At 69.0% G+C, this 16,221-nt stretch carries 18 protein-coding genes and 1 other RNA gene; 12 read left to right on the top strand and 7 right to left on the bottom strand.

Annotation, left to right across the window (positions count from 1 at the left end):
- Positions 1 to 237 precede the first annotated feature (237 nt).
- From fdhA to GVL03_RS00590, 5 genes are all read left to right on the top strand, one after another.
- On the top strand, positions 238 to 1,458 hold the full coding sequence (gene fdhA, locus GVL03_RS00610) for a formaldehyde dehydrogenase, glutathione-independent (RefSeq protein WP_159498426.1): 1,221 nt from the start codon (positions 238 to 240) through the stop codon (positions 1,456 to 1,458).
- A gap of 61 nt (positions 1,459 to 1,519) precedes the next feature.
- Complete coding sequence (locus GVL03_RS00605; protein ID WP_159498424.1) at positions 1,520 to 1,924, top strand: heme-binding protein; 405 nt, start codon at positions 1,520 to 1,522, stop codon at positions 1,922 to 1,924.
- Positions 1,925 to 1,992: 68 nt separating this feature from the next.
- Positions 1,993 to 2,820, top strand: coding sequence for a LuxR C-terminal-related transcriptional regulator (locus tag GVL03_RS00600; protein WP_159498422.1), 828 nt, complete (start codon positions 1,993 to 1,995; stop codon positions 2,818 to 2,820).
- Between the two features lie 51 nt (positions 2,821 to 2,871).
- A complete protein-coding gene (locus tag GVL03_RS00595; protein ID WP_159498420.1) occupies positions 2,872 to 3,552 on the top strand; it encodes a hypothetical protein in 681 nt (226 codons plus the stop codon).
- Positions 3,553 to 3,708: 156 nt separating this feature from the next.
- A complete protein-coding gene (locus GVL03_RS00590; RefSeq protein WP_159498418.1) occupies positions 3,709 to 4,212 on the top strand; it encodes a hypothetical protein in 504 nt (167 codons plus the stop codon).
- 7 nt (positions 4,213 to 4,219) lie between these two features.
- Here GVL03_RS00590 and GVL03_RS00585 read toward each other — a convergent pair whose 3' ends face one another.
- Together GVL03_RS00585 and GVL03_RS00580 are read right to left on the bottom strand one after the other, a co-directional pair.
- On the bottom strand, positions 4,220 to 4,819 hold the full coding sequence (locus tag GVL03_RS00585) for a dihydrofolate reductase family protein (protein ID WP_159498416.1): 600 nt from the start codon (positions 4,817 to 4,819) through the stop codon (positions 4,220 to 4,222).
- Positions 4,816 to 5,016 carry a hypothetical protein gene (locus GVL03_RS00580; protein WP_159498414.1) on the bottom strand — a complete coding sequence of 67 codons (201 nt, stop codon included), beginning with the start codon at positions 5,014 to 5,016 and terminating at the stop codon, positions 4,816 to 4,818. The genes GVL03_RS00585 and GVL03_RS00580 overlap by 4 nt, the downstream gene beginning before the upstream one ends.
- A 71-nt stretch (positions 5,017 to 5,087) precedes the next feature.
- On the opposite strand from GVL03_RS00580, the gene GVL03_RS00575 reads away from it, so the two are divergent.
- A complete protein-coding gene (locus tag GVL03_RS00575) occupies positions 5,088 to 5,576 on the top strand; it encodes a helix-turn-helix domain-containing protein (protein WP_159498412.1) in 489 nt (162 codons plus the stop codon).
- Between the two features lie 122 nt (positions 5,577 to 5,698).
- Here GVL03_RS00575 and ssrA read toward each other — a convergent pair.
- Positions 5,699 to 6,069: a transfer-messenger RNA gene (ssrA, locus tag GVL03_RS00570) on the bottom strand.
- A 156-nt stretch (positions 6,070 to 6,225) separates the two neighbouring features.
- Between ssrA and GVL03_RS00565 the strand changes: the two genes are divergently transcribed.
- The 5 genes from GVL03_RS00565 (at position 6,226) to GVL03_RS00545 (ending at position 11,152) form a co-directional block, all read left to right on the top strand.
- Positions 6,226 to 7,038: a siderophore-interacting protein gene (locus tag GVL03_RS00565; protein WP_235037958.1), complete on the top strand. Its 813-nt coding sequence runs from the start codon at positions 6,226 to 6,228 to the stop codon at positions 7,036 to 7,038.
- 54 nt (positions 7,039 to 7,092) lie between these two features.
- Positions 7,093 to 7,746, top strand: a complete 654-nt coding sequence (locus GVL03_RS00560) for an SIMPL domain-containing protein (RefSeq protein WP_159498408.1) — start codon at positions 7,093 to 7,095, stop codon at positions 7,744 to 7,746.
- A gap of 141 nt (positions 7,747 to 7,887) precedes the next feature.
- The gene (locus GVL03_RS00555; protein ID WP_159498406.1) at positions 7,888 to 8,679 is read left to right on the top strand and encodes a DUF222 domain-containing protein; all 792 of its coding nucleotides are present in this window, start codon (positions 7,888 to 7,890) and stop codon (positions 8,677 to 8,679) included.
- Between the two features lie 718 nt (positions 8,680 to 9,397).
- Positions 9,398 to 10,090: an AraC family transcriptional regulator gene (locus tag GVL03_RS00550; RefSeq protein ID WP_159498404.1), complete on the top strand. Its 693-nt coding sequence runs from the start codon at positions 9,398 to 9,400 to the stop codon at positions 10,088 to 10,090.
- Positions 10,091 to 10,192: 102 nt separating this feature from the next.
- Positions 10,193 to 11,152, top strand: coding sequence for an ABC transporter substrate-binding protein (locus tag GVL03_RS00545; RefSeq protein WP_159498402.1), 960 nt, complete (start codon positions 10,193 to 10,195; stop codon positions 11,150 to 11,152).
- A 15-nt stretch (positions 11,153 to 11,167) separates the two neighbouring features.
- Here the strand turns inward: GVL03_RS00545 and GVL03_RS00540 are convergent, their stop codons facing one another.
- Positions 11,168 to 13,162, bottom strand: a complete 1,995-nt coding sequence (locus tag GVL03_RS00540; RefSeq protein WP_159498400.1) for an ATP-binding protein — start codon at positions 13,160 to 13,162, stop codon at positions 11,168 to 11,170.
- A 73-nt stretch (positions 13,163 to 13,235) separates the two neighbouring features.
- Between GVL03_RS00540 and GVL03_RS00535 the strand changes: the two genes are divergently transcribed.
- Complete coding sequence (locus GVL03_RS00535; RefSeq protein WP_159498398.1) at positions 13,236 to 13,619, top strand: response regulator transcription factor; 384 nt, start codon at positions 13,236 to 13,238, stop codon at positions 13,617 to 13,619.
- Positions 13,620 to 13,638: 19 nt separating this feature from the next.
- Here GVL03_RS00535 and smpB read toward each other — a convergent pair whose 3' ends face one another.
- From smpB to ftsE, 3 genes are all read right to left on the bottom strand, one after another.
- A complete protein-coding gene (gene smpB / locus GVL03_RS00530) occupies positions 13,639 to 14,115 on the bottom strand; it encodes an SsrA-binding protein SmpB (RefSeq protein ID WP_159498396.1) in 477 nt (158 codons plus the stop codon).
- Between the two features lie 98 nt (positions 14,116 to 14,213).
- Positions 14,214 to 15,128 carry a permease-like cell division protein FtsX gene (ftsX, locus tag GVL03_RS00525; protein ID WP_159498394.1) on the bottom strand — a complete coding sequence of 305 codons (915 nt, stop codon included), beginning with the start codon at positions 15,126 to 15,128 and terminating at the stop codon, positions 14,214 to 14,216.
- Complete coding sequence (gene ftsE, locus GVL03_RS00520) at positions 15,125 to 16,177, bottom strand: cell division ATP-binding protein FtsE (RefSeq protein ID WP_159498392.1); 1,053 nt, start codon at positions 16,175 to 16,177, stop codon at positions 15,125 to 15,127. Before ftsE ends, ftsX begins: the two co-directional genes overlap by 4 nt.
- Positions 16,178 to 16,221: the final 44 nt, after the last annotated feature.

The following is a 16,221-nucleotide window of genomic DNA, read 5'->3' as shown; positions in this document are numbered from 1 at the left end:
AAACGCGCATCCACTTTACGTGGTCGCATCACGACACGCTCCGCCCCGGACGGACACGACACCGCCGTGACACGGATGAGGCATACCCCGCCCTCACCACCTCTCCGTCGCGGTGTCGCGGATCGAGCAGCACTGCCCGTTCGGGTAGGGGGAAACGCTTCCGCAGCATGATCCGCGCGCCGGCTCGGGCGACGAGGCTGAGACGAGCAGAGATGTTCTGCGGGAAAGGGGACCAAGATGTCCGGAAATCGAGCCGTCGCATACCAGGGCCCGGGTGTCGTGGAGGTCATCGACACCGACTACCCGGCCTTCGAGCTCAAGGACGGTCCCGGCGTCAACCCGGCGAACGTGGGGCGCAAACTGCCGCACGCCGTGATCCTCCGCACCGTCGCGACCAACATCTGCGGATCCGACCAACACATGGTGCGCGGACGGACCACCGCTCCCCAAGGACTGGTGCTCGGTCACGAGATCACGGGCGAGGTCGTGGAGGCGGGTCCGGACGTCGAGTTCGTGAAGGTCGGAGACATCGTCTCGGTGCCCTTCAACATCTCGTGCGGTCGATGCCGCAACTGCAAGGAGGGCAAGACCGGCATCTGCCTCAACGTGAACCCGGATCGCCCCGGCAGCGCCTACGGCTACGTCGACATGGGCGGCTGGGTCGGCGGGCAGGCCGAGTACGTGCTCGTTCCCTACGCGGACTGGAACGTGCTCCAGTTCCCGGACCGAGAACAGGCCCTCGAGAAGATCCTCGACCTGACGATGCTCTCCGACATCTTCCCCACCGGCTTCCACGGCGCGGTGACGGCGGGCGTCGGGGTGGGATCGACCGTGTACGTCGCCGGCGCGGGGCCCGTGGGTCTCGCCGCCGCCCTCGGCGCACAGCTGCTCGGCGCCGCCGTCGTGGTGGTCGGCGATCTGAACGAGGATCGTCTCGCGCAGGCGCGCAGTTTCGGCTGCGAGACCGTGAACGTCGGGGCCGGCACCATCCCCGATCAGCTCGAGCAGATCCTCGGGATCCCCGAGGTGGATTCCGCGATCGACGCCGTCGGGTTCGAGGCACGCAGCGAAGGGCACGGTGCCGATGCGAAAGAGGCACCCGCCACGGTTCTGAACTCGCTCATGGGCGTGACGGCCGCGGGCGGTGCCATCGGCATCCCCGGACTCTACGTCACGGGAGACCCGGGCGCGGTGGACGACGCGGCGAAGGTCGGGGCGCTCTCGATCAGCCTGGGCACCGGCTGGGCGAAGTCGCTGTCGTTCACGACCGGACAGTGTCCCGTGATGCGCTACAACCGCCAGCTGATGATGGCGATCCTGCACGATCGGGCGCCCATCGCGAAGGCCGTGAACGCCACCGCGATCCCGCTGACGGACGCTCCCCGCGGCTATGCGGAGTTCGACGCCGGCGCCGCGACGAAGTACGTGCTCGACCCCAACGGCTACCTCGCGGCCTGATCGGCCGCATCCCACCCGGCCTCAGCAACCGCACCACATCCACCCCAGAAGGAGACATGCCATGTCCGCTTTGACCCTCGCAGACGCCCGTACGATCATCGCCGCCGCCGAGAAGCGCGCCGACGAGATCGGCCAGCCCGTGAACATCGCCGTCGTCGACGCCGGCGGGAACCTGATCGCGCACGTCCGTCAGGACGGCGCGTGGATCGGCAGCATCGACATCTCGATCAGCAAGGCGTGGACCTCGCGGGCCTTCGACATCCAGACCAAGGACCTCGGCGACAACTCGCAGCCGACGCAGCAGTTCTTCGGCATCCACACCACCAACGGCGGCAAGGTCGCGATCTTCGCCGGCGGCGTACCGGTGACCGTCGACGGCGTCGTCGTCGGGGCGGTCGGGGTGAGCGGCGGCTCAGGCGAGCAGGATCAGACGGTCGCCGAAGCGGGCGCCGCGGCGCTCGCGTGACGAACTCCGACACGGGTGTGTGGCCCCCACCCATATGGGCGGGGGCCGAACTCGCCTAGGTTGGGGATATGAGCGGCGACGAAGCCTCGATGGGGTCGCGACGGATGTTGGTCGAGATCGACCGGACGGTCGCCGAGCAGGCCGATCGGCACGCGGTGACACTGGAGTCGCTCCTGGCGATCCTGCGATCGCCCCGGCTCGACGATCGCACGGCGCGCACCGTCGCGATCGATACCGCGACCACCGCGCTGATCGGCATCCGGACGGAGACCGACCATCAGCGCAGCTTCGTGCTCGAAGCGGTGGGAGACGCCTTCGCCCGACTGCGCGACGACCTTCGTCCGCTCGACCGCTTCGGCGATCTCGACCTGCAGTTCGTCGAGCCGCCCGCCACCGGTCGAGCCCTGCCCGGAGAGGTCGCGCACGCGGCGCGGGCCATCGTCCGCACGGCGGTGCTGACGCTCGTCGACCGCGGCGACACCCACCGCGTGCGCATCCAGTGGGACTGCGACGGACTGAACCTCCTGATCGGGGTGCGCGACGACGGGAGCGGCGACCTGACGGTCCACGATGACGCGCTGCGCCCGATCGCGGAGACGGTCTCCGCGCTCGACGGAGCATTGGCCGTCGAATCGACACCGGGATGGGGCTCGTCGCTCGAGGTGCGGCTCCCCCTCGACCCGCGGGCTGCGATCGAGCCGGTGTCCGATGGCGCACCACTGACCGGCCGCGAGCGCGAAGTCCTCCGGCTCGTCACCTCGGGGGCGCGGAATCGGGCGATCGCGGAGGAGCTCGGGATCAGCAGCAACACCGTCAAGTTCCATGTGTCGAATCTGCTGCGGAAGACGGGCGCGAGCACCCGCGCCGAGCTGACGGCGCTGACGATGGCGCGCTGAGCAGCCGTCGCGCCTCTTGTCGCTCGATCACGGTCGGCGGACAATCGGGAGATGCGGTTCACCGGACTTCTTCCCGAGGATGCACCTGATCCACGTATCGAGCGCGAGAAGCTGATCGAGCAGATGCCGGTCCCCGTGATGGGGTTCGTCCCCCAGCCGGCACTGGAGGACGATGGCCCAAGCACGACCGTCACTCGTGCCGGCTACGACGTCAGCATGATGAGCGTCAGCGTGAACTACACGCTGTGGCGCAATCCGGCTGACCGCTCGGACCCGGCGAACCTCGCCGACCTGGATGAGGCGACACGACGTTCGCTCGATGAAGTTCCACCGTGGCCGCGCCCCGCCTGGCTGATCGGGGGCGTCGAGCGGATGCGCTACCCGACGCTGTGGGAAGCGGTGCGCACGACCTGGTATCGCGAAGAGTCGCCCCTGTCGTCCCTGCAGAACGTGTTGATCGAGCACACGAACCACATTCTGATGAACAGGTTCCGAGAGGAGCTCGGACGGGGCCTGCACGAGTGGGACTCCCCCGCGCTGACGTCTCCGCGCTCGATCCGCCGCGATGCGCAGATCGTCGTCGACGGTCGCAGCGTGGCGGGCCTGGCGATCGACACGAGTCCGTTCGTGTACGCACTCGGCGCGAGCCTGCCGACCGGCGGGGTGCTGACGGTCGTCGTGTCCCGGGACGACCTGCCGTACGTCGACCTGTCGTTCGCTCCGCGTGGATGAGGCGCCGCGCATCGGGCAGCACCGGGACGACGGGCCGAGAGGTACCGCGATGACCGCGCCCGCCGCCGAGACCTGGCCGGCGACGGACGGCGGGTTCCGCCGTTTCGAGACGTCGCGCTTGCGGCCGCTTGCGGCCTCGCGCGACGGGGCAGGCAGATGAGCGGGTTCGGGTTCTCGTTCATGGGGCTCGCGTTCCTGCTCGCCCTGTTCGTGCCGAACCTGATCTGGGCTCTGGCCGCGAGGACAAAGGACTACGACCCGAGCTCGGAGAACCGGGGGCTCCGCGTGCTGGAGCGCGTCGGGCAGGTCGCCGCGACGACCGCCGCGCTGCTGTCGGCCGGCACGAACCTGACTCCCTGGACTCCGTGGTCCTGGTGGCTGATCGCCGCGATCACGTGTCTGGTCGCCTACGAGGCCGGCTGGGTGCGCTACTTCGCGAGCGCCCGGACGATGGCGGACTTCACCCGCAGGCTGCTCGGCGTACCTGTACCGCTCGCCACCCTGCCCGTCGCGGCGTTCCTGCTGCTCGGCATCTACGGGCGCGCCATCTGGCTGATCGCCGCGGTCGTGATCCTCGGCATCGGGCACATCGGAATCCACCTCCAGCACGCTCGCGAACAGTCCTCACGTCGTGGCGATCGTCCGCCCGGGGTCTCCTAGACCGTTGTCAGCGCGCCTCGTCCGTGCCGGTGCCGCGGATCGCGTAGCGATGCAACGTCACGCCGTCCTCGAACGAGGCCTGCTCGAGGAGGTCGAGCTCGATCAGCTCGTCGTGCGCGTCGAACAGCGGCCGCCCGCGCCCGAGGACGACGGGATGGGTGAAGAGCAGCAGCTCGTCGAGCAGTTTCGCCCGGAGCAGGAGAGTGGCGAGGGTAGCGCCGCCGACGCCGATGTCACCGTCACCCTCCGCGCGCAGAGCGGCGAGCTGCTCGATCGCGTCGTCGCCGCCGATGATCCGGGTGTTGTGCTCGGCGCTGTCGCGGGTGCGAGAGACGAGCACCTTGGGCATCGTGGTCCAGATCTCGCCGTACTCGCGCAGAAAGCCGGGCAGGGACTCGTCGTCCTGCGCGCTCGGCCAGAACGCCTCCATGGTCTCGTAGACCACGCGACCCTCCACGAAGCACGTCATCGCACGTGCCCGTGCGTTGAACTCACGGTGCAGGGACTCCCCGATCCGCATCCAGTCGCCGCCGCCCTCCTCATCGAGGTCGCGTTCGATCCTGAGGTCGAGGGAGACGTTCATCCAGTACACGAATCGACCGGTCATGCCCTCATCTCCGGAACGTCAGATGGATCGTGCCGCTCTCGGCGGTCTCGCCCGTGACCTGGAATCCCGACCGTGCGCGTCGCCGCGTAGGCCGACACCGGTCGCGACCAGTCCGGGCACATCGGGTTCTCGAGGATCTGGTCGGCAGCGGTCGCGAATCCGTCGAGAGAGACGTCGAGGTCGACACGCACGGCCATGGGCGGTCCTTCCAAGTGATTGTGACTTGCAATCACTATAGTGACGCCTCGAGAGCAGTCAAGGAGGAGCCGTGGATCCGCGTTCCGGATGTCCGATCAACGCCGCCGTCGAAGCCCTCGGCGACCAGTGGTCCTTCCTGGTGCTGCGCGACGTGATCTTCGGCGACCGCCGCTACTTCAGGGAACTGCTCACCGGCTCGATCGAGGGGATCGCATCGAACATCCTCGCGGACCGCCTGAAGCGTCTCGTCGGCGCGGGCATCCTCACCCGCGAGGACGCGGCCCGGGGGCAGCGCGCGCGATACAGCCTCACCGAGGCCGGCATCCAGACCCTCCCGATCATCGTCGCCCTCGGCGACTGGGGCCTCGACTGGCGCCGCGGCAGCGTCGAGCTGCGAACACGGCAAGAGCTCATGAGGGTCGAGGGGCCGGCGTTCATCGAGGCGTTCATGGACGAGCTCCGCGTTCGGCACCTTGGCGCCGAGCCGAAGCCGCACGATGGGCCCGGGCCGCTGGAACGCCTCGACGCGGCCTTCGCCGCCGCGCAGGAGGACCGATGAATCCACGAGCGGAGCGCACTCTCGCACGGCCAGAACGCGGCGCCCGACTCCAGGAACGACGAAAGCCCCTCGATCCCAGTGTTCATCTGGGATCGAGGGACTTCCTCGTGCGACAACGGCCTTGGTGGAGATGGGGGGAATCGAACCCCCGTCCATCGCTGAGATACGGCGTCTTCTCCGGGCGCAGTCTGTGCAGACGTTCTGCTCGGCTCCGACCTTTGTCACAGACACCTAAGTCGACAAGCCCAGCCTGGAAAGAGTCCCGCACGACGTCCAGACACCGTCGCACAGCAAGATCCCTAGATGACGCCAGGCTCCGTGGCGGGATCACACACGGTCTGACGGACTATCGGGCTCGCTTATGCAGCGAGGGCGAAGTCAGTGCGCTTGGATTCGGCACTTATTGGTTTTGCAGGGAGCGTTAACGAGATAACCCCGCATCCTCGGCCCGCTTCTCGCAGATTCGCAGGCGATGTCGAAACCGATCATCCCCGTGATCCTTCTTGCGAAGGGGCCACTGTCGCACTGTGGAGTTGTCATCTCGGAGGTCAAGACACCCGAGCAGTACAGACTACAACGGATGCGGCGCCCGCACCATTCCGCATCCGTGCGCGGGGCCCCGCCTCGGCAGCCCCGGTACGATCTAAGGGTGACCTCACCTCGACGCCCCTCCACTCAAGCGACCCTCGAGGTCATCGGCACCACCTGGCCCACCCCCGGGCTCGTGCGCATCACGCTGGGCGGCCCCGGCTTCGCCGACTTCTCCGACCGGCCCGAGACCGACAAGTACGCGAAGCTCTACTTCCCGCCGGCGGGAAGCGCCCTCCAGCCTCCGTACGACCTCGCGACGCTGCGCGACGAGCTGACCTTCGACCAGCTGCCAGCCATCCGCACGTACACGATCCGCGGCGTCGACCCCGGGCGGGGCACCCTGGACATCGATTTCGTCGTGCACGGCGACACGGGAGTCGCAGGCCCCTGGGCCGCATCCGCCCAGCCCGGCGACCGGCTGACGATCTCGCCTCCCGGCGGCGGCTACTCCCCCGATCTCACCGCGGACCATATCGTGCTGATCGGCGACGAGTCCGCCATCCCGGCCATCGCCTCTGCCCTCGAGGCACTGCCGGAAGGCAGAACCGCGACGGCCATCGTCGAGACGCGTTCGGCTGAGCACCGCCTCGAACTGCCCGCATCCGGCCAGGTGACCTGGGTCGACGAGAACCACGACGAGCCGGGCGCCGAGCTCGTCGCCGCCGTCGAGGCGCTCCCCTGGCCCGAAGGGCGCGTGCAGGTCTTCGCGCACGGCGAACGCGGCGCCATGAAGACGCTCCGGCCGCTCCTCGCCACGCGCGGCGTGCAACGCGCCGATCTGTCGCTGTCGGCGTACTGGGCCGCGGGTCGCACCGAGGACGCCTTCCAGGCCGAGAAGCGGCTCCCCGTCGGGCAGATCTTCCCGGCCTGACATCCTTCGCCCGCACCCAGCGATCGCTCCGGAGCGCCGCGTAGAGTCGCCACCATGAGTGAGGTCACCATCACGGTCCGCGGCGACCACGAAGAACGCCTTCCCGCCGAACACGGGATCGTCCGCGTCACCGTGCGCGCCGAGGGACGCGAACGCGGGGCGGTGGTCGAACAGCTCGCCGCCACCGCGACACCCATCCGTGCCGATCTCGATGCACGCCATGAGGCGGGATCTCTCGTGCGCTGGACGAGTTCGCGTGCGAACGTCTGGACCGAGCGCCCTTGGGCGCCGGAGGGAACCCGGCTCGCCCCCGTGCACCACGCGAGCGTGGAGCTCGTCGCGACCTTCGCCGATCCCGCCGCCCTGTCGGCGTGGGTCGACGACCTCGCCCGCCACGACGGCGCCCAGGTCGAAAACGTCGCCTGGGAGCTGAGCGAACGCACCGCCGCGGCCGCCCGCGACCGTGTCGCCGCGGCCGCGGTGCTCGACGCCGTCACGCGCGCAGCAGCCTATGCGTCGGCTTTGGGGCTCAGCACCGTGACCCCGATCGCCGTCGCCGACACCGGACTGCTCTCACCCGAGTCCACGCCGTCCGCTCCCCGGATGATGCGGGCGATGGCGGCGGAGGCGGGCGGTGCAGGCATCGATCTGCGGCCCGACGACGTGGTCGTGAGCGCGTCCGTCGACGCACGGTTCACCGCCCGCTGAGAAGCCCGACGCATCGTGGTCGCCCTGCCGCATCCTGTCCTCCACAGCGATCCAGACCACCGCGGTTATCCACAGCTTTTAGGGCTGTGACCTGGATTTTCATGTGGCAGCGATGTCGGAGGCCCTCTTCATAATGGAGGTATGACGGCGACAGCATCGCAGACCTCCCTCGATGAGGCGGCCGCGACGCTGCGCAGCACCCTGGCGGTGTTCACCGAGCCGGGAGCGCTGGCCGCCTTGGGAGACCAGGACCTCCTCACGCTCCTCCGCGAGACCGAACGACTGGGACGGTCGATAGACGGCGTGCGGGTGCTCGCTGCGGGCGAGATCGCCGATCGTTCCCGGCCCGACCTCGGTCCGGGGCATCTCTCGACACGGCTCGGATGCCGTACCCCGGCCGAGGTGATCGAGCGCACGGCGCTCGTGTCCGGGCGTACCGCCCGCGCGCGAGTGCGGCTTGCCGAACGGATCCGGCCAGCCGTCACGCTCACCGGCGAGCTTCTTCCGGGCGCGTTCCCCCGTGTTCGAGCTGCCCTCGCCGACGGCACGCTCTCGACCGATGCCGCCGCCGCGATCGTCGGTGAGCTCGGGCCGGTTCTCGATCGGGGCAGCGTGATCGACGCGATCGAGGGAGTCGACGGCGTCCACGCCGCCGAGCACGAGCTCGTCGCGGCCGCGCAGGCCGGCGAGCCGTGCGATGACGTCCGCATGATGGCGCAGACGCGGGCGCTGTTCCTCGACCCCGACGGCGCCCTCCCGGACGAGGAACGCGCGCAGCGCAAGCGGGGGATCCACCTGGGGCGTCAGCGCGACGGAGTCGTCCCGTTCAACGGCGCGCTGCTGCCCGAGGTCGCAGCGCAACTCCAGCTCCTGCTCGACGCGTACACGAACCCGAAGGCCGGAGAGGGTCCGCGGTTCGTCCCGGACCCCTGACCAGCTCGACGACTCGCACGGCGTCGCGTTTCTGCAGGGTGGCGCGCAGGACGGCGCGGCGGTGTCCGCATCCGTCGCTCGCCAGACAGCGTGCGCGGGAGCCGTGCAACGGCTCGGGATCGACGGATCGGGGCGCATCGTCGAGCTCGGCGGCCCGCAACGCATCTTCACCGCCCACCAGGGACGCGCGATCACGGTGCACGACGGAGAATGTGTGATTCCCGGGTGCCACGTGCCCGCATCGTGGTGCGAGATCCACCATGTCATCGAACATCCACGAGGCGGACCGACCCATACGAGCAACGGCGTGGCTTTGTGCTGGCATCCCCATCGCACGATCGACATCGGCGGATGGACGATCGAGATGCGGCGCGGAGTGCCATGAGTACGACCACCGGGATGGATCGATCCGACGCGCACATGGCGACCCGGAGGGCGCTCCGCGTTCCGAGCATGGGCCACGATGCGGGCCGGCCCCGATGTCGGCATCCGCTGATCGCTCACCGAATGCCGAGACGACGTCAGGGGCTGCGCAGTGTCTTGTCTCGTCCGGCTGCCAGAGAGGCTGCTGCGACCGGGAGACGTTACGGTTGTGCGCGTAGTGAGCCGAGATGCAACAGATGGGCCGTCAATGTCGCGGAGTGAACCTGATCGCTCGACGTGGCGCATCGGCACGAATCGTTTCTCGGTCGGTGACCGGGTCGAGTGGGAGCCGCACGTGCATCCCGAGTTGCACGAACTGGTGTGGGGCTGCAGCGGAGCGCTGACGGTCGAGACCGACGAGGGATACTTCGCGATTCCGAGCCTGCTCGGTCTGTGGATCCCGGCTGCCGTCAGGCATCGCGTCGTCGCTGCGGCCGGCACAACCTTCCGGTGCACGTTCATGCTCCGCACCGTCGATGCCGTCGCCCCTGCCGTGACCGCCGTCGCGATCCCGGATGTGGTGCGCGCACTGCTCGAGCGGCTCGAGTCGGCTCCCCACCTCACGGACACCGCTCGGCTGCACGCGGAGGAACTCGTGTTCGAGCTGATCGATCCGGTCGAGATCGCAACCGTCGATCTGCCGCTCCCGACGGACAGCCGCATCCGCGCGGTCGCCGAGGCCATCCTGGCGGATCCCGCCGAGGGACGCGGCCTCGACGACTGGGGGCGCATCGTCGGTTCGAGTCCCCGGAACCTCTCACGGCTGTTCACGGCCGAGACCGGCCTCAGCTTCACCCGCTGGCGCACGCGTGCCCGTATGCGCCGCTCCATCGAATGGCTTGCGGCCGACCAGAGCGTGACGAACGTCGCCCGCCGGGCCGGTTACGCTACACCGAGCGCCTTCGTGCAGGCATTCCGACGCGAGATCGGAGTGACACCGGGCGAGTTCGCGTCGGGCCAGTCCAAAATGCGAAAGATTGGCGCTTAGGCGACATATGACGTCCGACTGGTGACAAACGGCCACGACACAATAGGTAAGCCACACCTAATCCGGCGCGATATCTCACCCTCCCGACGGAAGACCTATCCCATGCGTTCCCGTTCCCTCCCGCTGGTCGTCCTCGCCGCGACCGGTCTCCTCCTGACCGCCTGCACGAGTCCCTCCGAGGGGAGCGACAGCGGGGCCCCGGAGGAGACGATCGAGATCACCACTCCGGTGGGCAGCGAGATCTCCGCTCCCGCCGAACCCCAGGCTGCCCTCGGCTTCTACACGACCGATGTCGACATCCTCGCAACACTCGGATTCAGCCTCGCCGGCACGCAGCCCATCCGCGACGACTACACCGCCTTCCCCGACTTCTTCCCCGCCGAGGTCAAGGCTCTGGAGACCTTCGGCAACTTCCCCGAGTACAGCCTCGAGGCCGTGCTGGCGGCAGAGCCCGACTTCATCCTCAACGGACTCGGATACGAGGAGGACCTCGACGGCGAACTGCAGAAGATCGCCCCGACCTACACGTACAACGCCTTCGATGGCAGCGACTGGCGCGACAGCGTGACGCAGGCGGCGCGCGATCTCGGCTGCGAGGACCGGTGGCAGCAGTGGGTCGATGCCTACGACGCGCGCATCGCCGACATCCGCGCCCGCCTCGACGACGCCGGAATCGACCCGGTCGTCGCCGACCTCGCCTGGTACGAGAGCCAAGCGACCGCGCAGTACCGCGGCGTGCCGTGCCTCGTCTTCGCCGACCTGGGCCTGCGCATCGCACCGATCACGAACGCGGGCGAGGACGGTCTGCCATCGGGTGACGCCACGCCCCTGAGCACCGAACAGCTCGGCCGGCTGGACGGCATCGACGTCGTGTTCTCGGTTCAGCGCGACGGCGCCGTGGTCGTGGAGCAGGACGCTGCTCTGCAGCAGAACGCCCTCTGGACGAGCCTGCCGTTCGTGCAGGAGGACCGGATCCACGGCTACGACATCGAGATGACCTTCGGCTCGCCCAGCGGACAGGATGCGTTCCTCACCCTCGTCGAGCAGACGCTCCTCGGGTGAGCGTCACTGGCCTGCCTACGCCTCCGCGAGCGGCAGGCGCACGACGGCGACCGTGCCGTGCGGCTGCCGCGGCTCCAGCAGGATCGAGCCGCCCATCGTCACCATGAGCTGCTGGGCGATCGACAGGCCGATGCCGGTGCCGGGAATCCCGTCCCGAACCGCCTGCGGACTGCGGTAGAAGCGCTCGAAGATGCGCTCCCGGTCGCCCTCGGGGATGCCGGGGCCCTCGTCCGCGATACGAACGACGGCCGCATCCGCATCCGTCGACACCTCGACGTCGATGGCGGCACCGACCGGCGAGAACTTGATCGCGTTGGTCAGCAGATTCGTGAGCACGCGTGCCAGCTCCGCCTCGTCCACGCGCACCACGATTCCCGGCTCCGCTCGCACGACCGTCTGCAGCGAACGCTCCGCGGTGCGGTAGCGCAGGTCGGCGACGCATCGGGTAACGAGGTCCGCGAGGTCCATCTCGACCGCTACGCCGCCCGACGCCGTCGAGGAGGGCATCGTCGCCGCCCGCAGCACGTTGTCGACCAGCCCGGTCAGGCGATCGGCGTTCCGCGTGATCACTTCGGCGTACTCACGCAGATGCGGATCCTCGAGTTCGAACTCCAGCTCCTGCGCGTACCCGACGATGGAGGTGATCGGGGTCCGCAGTTCGTGCGACACGCTGGCCACGAACGCATCCTGCTGGTCGTTGAGCGCACGCAGCGCCTCGCTGATGCGCCGCTCCCGATCGAGCTGCTCCCGCATCGCGGCCTCGGCCTCTCGCACCGGTCGCAGGTCTTCGACCGACAGCAGCAGCACACGGCCGAGTTCGTCATTGCGCACCGGCTCGACCGAGATCGACGTCGGCGGCCGCCCCTCACCGAGCTCATCGCCGTCGAAGCGCGACGCGACGTCACCGACCTCGGACAGCCTCGTGCTCAGACGCGACCTCGGGTCCAGCTGCCAGCGCCCCTGCTCGTCCGGGCGGAAGTCGGGGTCGAGCAACGACACGGCCGCGGCGTTTATCTCCCACACCCCCCAGCTGCCGGGAGCGGACTCCTGCACGATGACGACGCCGTTGCGCGAGCGTTCGAACGAGTCTCTGAGCAACAGCGTGAACGCCTGATGCCGGTCTTGAAGACGCCGCCGCTCCGAGCGCTCCGCCGAGATCAACAGGCAGGTGACGCCGATCGCGATGGCGTAGATCTGCAGCAGCGCGCCCGTCGTGATGACCCCCGTCTGGTGCGCGAACGGCCCCCATCCGACCGCCGTCAGCACCCCCGCCGTCGTGACGGCCAGCAGCACATGGGCCAGCGCCGCGAGAGTCGACGCGGAGAACGCCGCCCACGCCAGCAACGGCACCGGCAGGAAGGCGAGCGGTGCCATCAGCCAGGGTCCGAACGCGACGAAGACCGACCCGAACACAGCGACGGCGAGGATCACCGCTCTTCCGAGGATGACGCCGCTGACGCGGGGAAGCGGCACGAGCGCAAGGGGGACGAGCAGCAGCAGGGCGGAGAGGTGGGATGCGGTGACGGCGACGAGCCTCGCGAAGAAGTCCCCGCCGACGACCGAGGCCGCGGCACCGGACAGCAGCCCGATCGCCGCGGCGGCCAGCGTCATGACGAGCAGGAGCCTGCCGACGTCGCGCGTCGACTGCAGCTGCGGCAGGGGATCGCCGCGACGGGAGAGCCCCCACACCACGACCGCCATCTCGATGACCGTGCCGACGACGCCCGCGACGATCACGACGGCAGGCCGGCCGGCGAGCGTCGAGGCCGCACCGGTGAGCAACGCGGCCACTCCGATCACCCACCCCGCCTGGTCGCGCGGCGCGCACAGAGCGGCGACGGCACCGATCCCCGCGGCCGGCCACCACCACGCCATCGCGTTCGCACCCGACTGCGCGGTCGCGAACACGACGCCGAGCGCCAGGCTCAGACCGAGCAGCGCGATCACCGTGAGAAGGCGCGGGCCGACCGGGAGCCTGCGGATCCGGACGATCATGCTGGGGCGAGACATCGGGTGCCACGATAGCGGCCCGCGTACACTTGCGATGAGCCGACGGATCCCCCGTCATGATTGCAGGTGTCCCATGACCCACGTTCTCGTCATCGACGACGATCAGGACATCGCCCGCCTGCTCACGATCAGACTCGCCCGCGCCGGCTTCGACGTCGACTCGCGTTCCGACGGCGCCAGCGGGCTCTCCGCCATCCACGCGAACCACCCTGAGGTCGCGGTCGTCGACTGGATGATGCCGGGCATGGACGGCATCGAGCTCGCCCGCGCGGTGCGCGCCGCGATCGACATCCACGACACCAAGCTGCTCATGCTCACGGCGAGGAGCAACCCCGCCGACCACGCCCTCGCGCGCGCGACCGGCTACGACGACGTCCTCACGAAGCCGTTCGTGCCGGCCGACCTCGTCTCGCGCGTGCAGACGCTGTGCGACGCGAGTCACGGGCCCGCGAGCTGACGCGCCGCGTCGCTGACGCTCAGTCGCCGAGGCGGTTCTTCGTGCGCATCGCCCGCTCGGCCTCGCGCTTGTCCTGACGCTCGCGAAGCGTCTGGCGCTTGTCGTACTCGCGCTTGCCCTTCGCGACCGCGATCTCCACCTTGGCCCGGCCGTCCGAGAAGTAGAGCTTCAACGGCACGAGGGTGTACCCGCCCGCCGACACGGCGTGCGAGAGCTTCACGATCTCGTCCTTGTGCAGCAGCAGCTTGCGCGTGCGTTTAGCCGAGTGGTTCGTCCAGTGCCCCTGGGAGTACTCGGGGATGTGCACGGCGTCGAGGAACGCCTGACCGCCGTCGATGTACGCGTACCCGTCGGTGAGGTTCGCTCGCCCCTGTCGCAGCGACTTCACCTCGGTGCCGGTCAGCACGAGACCCGCCTCGTACGTCTTCTCGACCGTGTAGTCGTGACGCGCGCGGCGGTTGGTCGCGATGACCTTCTCTCCGCGTTCCCTGGGCATGGCCTTCTCCTCGTCCGCTGCCGCGCGGGCGCACGACAGCCCGTCAGTCTAGCAAGGCTGCGAAGGGGCCGAGTCGGCGGCCGCCGCCCGACGACCGGTCAGGCGCGCAACCATCGCCGGATGGCGAAGCCCGCCGACAGCGCCGCGAGCACCACGCCGATCACGACGATCACGGGGATCACGAGCGCGAGATCGGCGTAGCCGACCCAGGTCGTCACGAAGGTGATCCGCTCCCGCAGGTATCCGTTGACCCCGAACTCCACGATCGACCACACGCCGAGGCTCGCGAGAGCGGAGCCGATGAGCGCCGCGAAGACACCCTCGAGGATGAACGGCGTCTGGATGAAGCGGTTCGACGCGCCGACCAGGCGCATGATGCCGATCTCCTTGCGCCGGGCGAAGGCCGAGAGGCGGATGGTGGTGGCGATCAGGAGGACCGCGGCGATGAGCATGAGACCGGCGATCCCGACGGCGATGTACGTCGCCACCGTCAGCGCGGAGAAGAGCGGCTCGAGATACTGCATCTGATCCCGCACCTCCTCGACACCCGTCTTTCCGCTGAACGCCTCGGCGATGACGTCCGACTGGCCTTGATCGACGAGGTTGATCGAGAAGGTCGCGTTGATCTGATCGGGCGTGATGATGCTCTCGTACTCGGCACCGAGCTGTTCGATCGCCTTCGCGTACGCTTCGTCGCTCGTCTCGAACGTGTAGTCCCGGATGAGGGGCGACAGCGTCGGTCCATCGAGCTCGGCGGTGATCTCGTCGATCTGATCCTGGGTCGCGACGCCGTCCGCACAGGTCGCGGCGGTCGAGACGCTCGCGCACATGTAGACGGCGACCTGGGCGCGGTCGACCCAGAAGTCCTTCATCTTGCCGATCTGCGCCTGCATGAGGATCGCAGCACCGACGAAGGTCAGCGACACGAAGGTCACCAGCACGACGGAGATCACCATCGAGGCGTTGCGTCGGAGGCCGCTCAGGGCCTCCCCCGTGATCAGTCCGAACCTCATCGCGTCGGCCCCACTTCATCGTCCGATCCGCCGAGCCCGAGACGGTCGGCGAGGCCGAGCTCGTCGACCTCGACCTCGGGGATGTCCGAGACGGGAGCCGAGCGCGTGCTCGGCGCCGGCTCCGCAGGCAGCTTCGCGGCGAGGGATGCGGCGGCAGCGGCCTCGGCGGCGCCGGTCGCGCGGGCGGCGGACTCGTGCAGCAGCGGCTCGGCGACCTGTTCGGTGGCCGCCACCGCCGCGTCGAGGGTGATCGGCTCGACCTGTCCGGTCTCGGCGATCTCGCGGTGAACCTCGAGCACAGCGGTGAGGGCGGCCACGGCGGCCGCGCCCTTCTCCGCCTCGGGTGCGAGACGCGGGATGCCGGACGTGTCGCCGTATCCGCCGTGACGCTCGTCACGCACCATCTCGCCGTCCTTCAGCTCGATGACGCGCCGCTGCATCTGGTCGACGAAGCCGGCCTCGTGCGTCGCCATCACGACCGTCGTGCCGCCGGCGTTGATGCGGGCAAGCAGCTGCATGATGTCGACCGAGGTCCCCGGGTCGAGGTTTCCGGTGGGCTCGTCGGCGAGCAGCACCTGCGGGCGGTTCACAAGAGCGCGCGCGATCGCGACGCGCTGCTGCTCTCCGCCGGACAGCTCGTGCGGCAGGCGCCTCTCCTTGCCGTCGAGCCCGACGAGCGCGAGAGCCTCGGGCACCGCCTGCTGGATGAACCCCCGGGAGGACCCGATGACCTGCAGGGTGAACGCGACGTTCTGGAAGACGGTCTTCGTCGGCAGCAGCCGGAAGTCCTGGAACACCGAGCCGACGTGACGACGGAAGTACGGGACCTTTCGGTTCGGGACGCGGCGAAGGTCCCTCCCCAGCACGACCACCCGCCCGTCGCTCGGCACGTCCTCGCGCAGGATGAGGCGCAGGCACGAGGACTTCCCCGACCCGGACGCCCCGACGAGGAAGACGAACTCTCCGCGTTGCACCTCGAAGGACACGTTCTGAAGAGCGGGTCGGGAGGTGCCGCGATACCGCTTGGTGACGTTTTCGAACCGGATCATGGCGGTGACAGCCTAAGCGTGGCCGGAGGCGTAGCCGTTCGCGA

The organism is Microbacterium sp. 18062 (assembly GCF_902706225.1).
Classification (GTDB): domain Bacteria; phylum Actinomycetota; class Actinomycetes; order Actinomycetales; family Microbacteriaceae; genus Microbacterium.
Note: the sequence above shows the minus strand (reverse complement) of the source record. Positions and strands in the feature narration are given on the sequence as shown.

Excerpts from the sequence above, each read along its gene's own strand:
- fdhA (WP_159498426.1), top strand. The coding sequence starts at position 238 with ATGTCCGGAAATCGAGCCGTCGCATACCAGGGCCCGGGTGTCGTGGAG.
- GVL03_RS00605 (WP_159498424.1), top strand. The coding sequence starts at position 1,520 with ATGTCCGCTTTGACCCTCGCAGACGCCCGTACGATCATCGCCGCCGCC.
- GVL03_RS00600 (WP_159498422.1), top strand. The coding sequence starts at position 1,993 with ATGAGCGGCGACGAAGCCTCGATGGGGTCGCGACGGATGTTGGTCGAG.
- GVL03_RS00595 (WP_159498420.1), top strand. The coding sequence starts at position 2,872 with ATGCGGTTCACCGGACTTCTTCCCGAGGATGCACCTGATCCACGTATC.
- GVL03_RS00590 (WP_159498418.1), top strand. The coding sequence starts at position 3,709 with ATGAGCGGGTTCGGGTTCTCGTTCATGGGGCTCGCGTTCCTGCTCGCC.
- GVL03_RS00585 (WP_159498416.1), bottom strand. The coding sequence starts at position 4,819 with ATGACCGGTCGATTCGTGTACTGGATGAACGTCTCCCTCGACCTCAGG.
- GVL03_RS00580 (WP_159498414.1), bottom strand. The coding sequence starts at position 5,016 with ATGGCCGTGCGTGTCGACCTCGACGTCTCTCTCGACGGATTCGCGACC.
- GVL03_RS00560 (WP_159498408.1), top strand. The coding sequence starts at position 7,093 with ATGAGTGAGGTCACCATCACGGTCCGCGGCGACCACGAAGAACGCCTT.
- GVL03_RS00555 (WP_159498406.1), top strand. The coding sequence starts at position 7,888 with ATGACGGCGACAGCATCGCAGACCTCCCTCGATGAGGCGGCCGCGACG.
- GVL03_RS00545 (WP_159498402.1), top strand. The coding sequence starts at position 10,193 with ATGCGTTCCCGTTCCCTCCCGCTGGTCGTCCTCGCCGCGACCGGTCTC.
- GVL03_RS00540 (WP_159498400.1), bottom strand. The coding sequence starts at position 13,162 with ATGTCTCGCCCCAGCATGATCGTCCGGATCCGCAGGCTCCCGGTCGGC.
- GVL03_RS00535 (WP_159498398.1), top strand. The coding sequence starts at position 13,236 with ATGACCCACGTTCTCGTCATCGACGACGATCAGGACATCGCCCGCCTG.
- smpB (WP_159498396.1), bottom strand. The coding sequence starts at position 14,115 with ATGCCCAGGGAACGCGGAGAGAAGGTCATCGCGACCAACCGCCGCGCG.
- ftsX (WP_159498394.1), bottom strand. The coding sequence starts at position 15,128 with ATGAGGTTCGGACTGATCACGGGGGAGGCCCTGAGCGGCCTCCGACGC.
- ftsE (WP_159498392.1), bottom strand. The coding sequence starts at position 16,177 with ATGATCCGGTTCGAAAACGTCACCAAGCGGTATCGCGGCACCTCCCGA.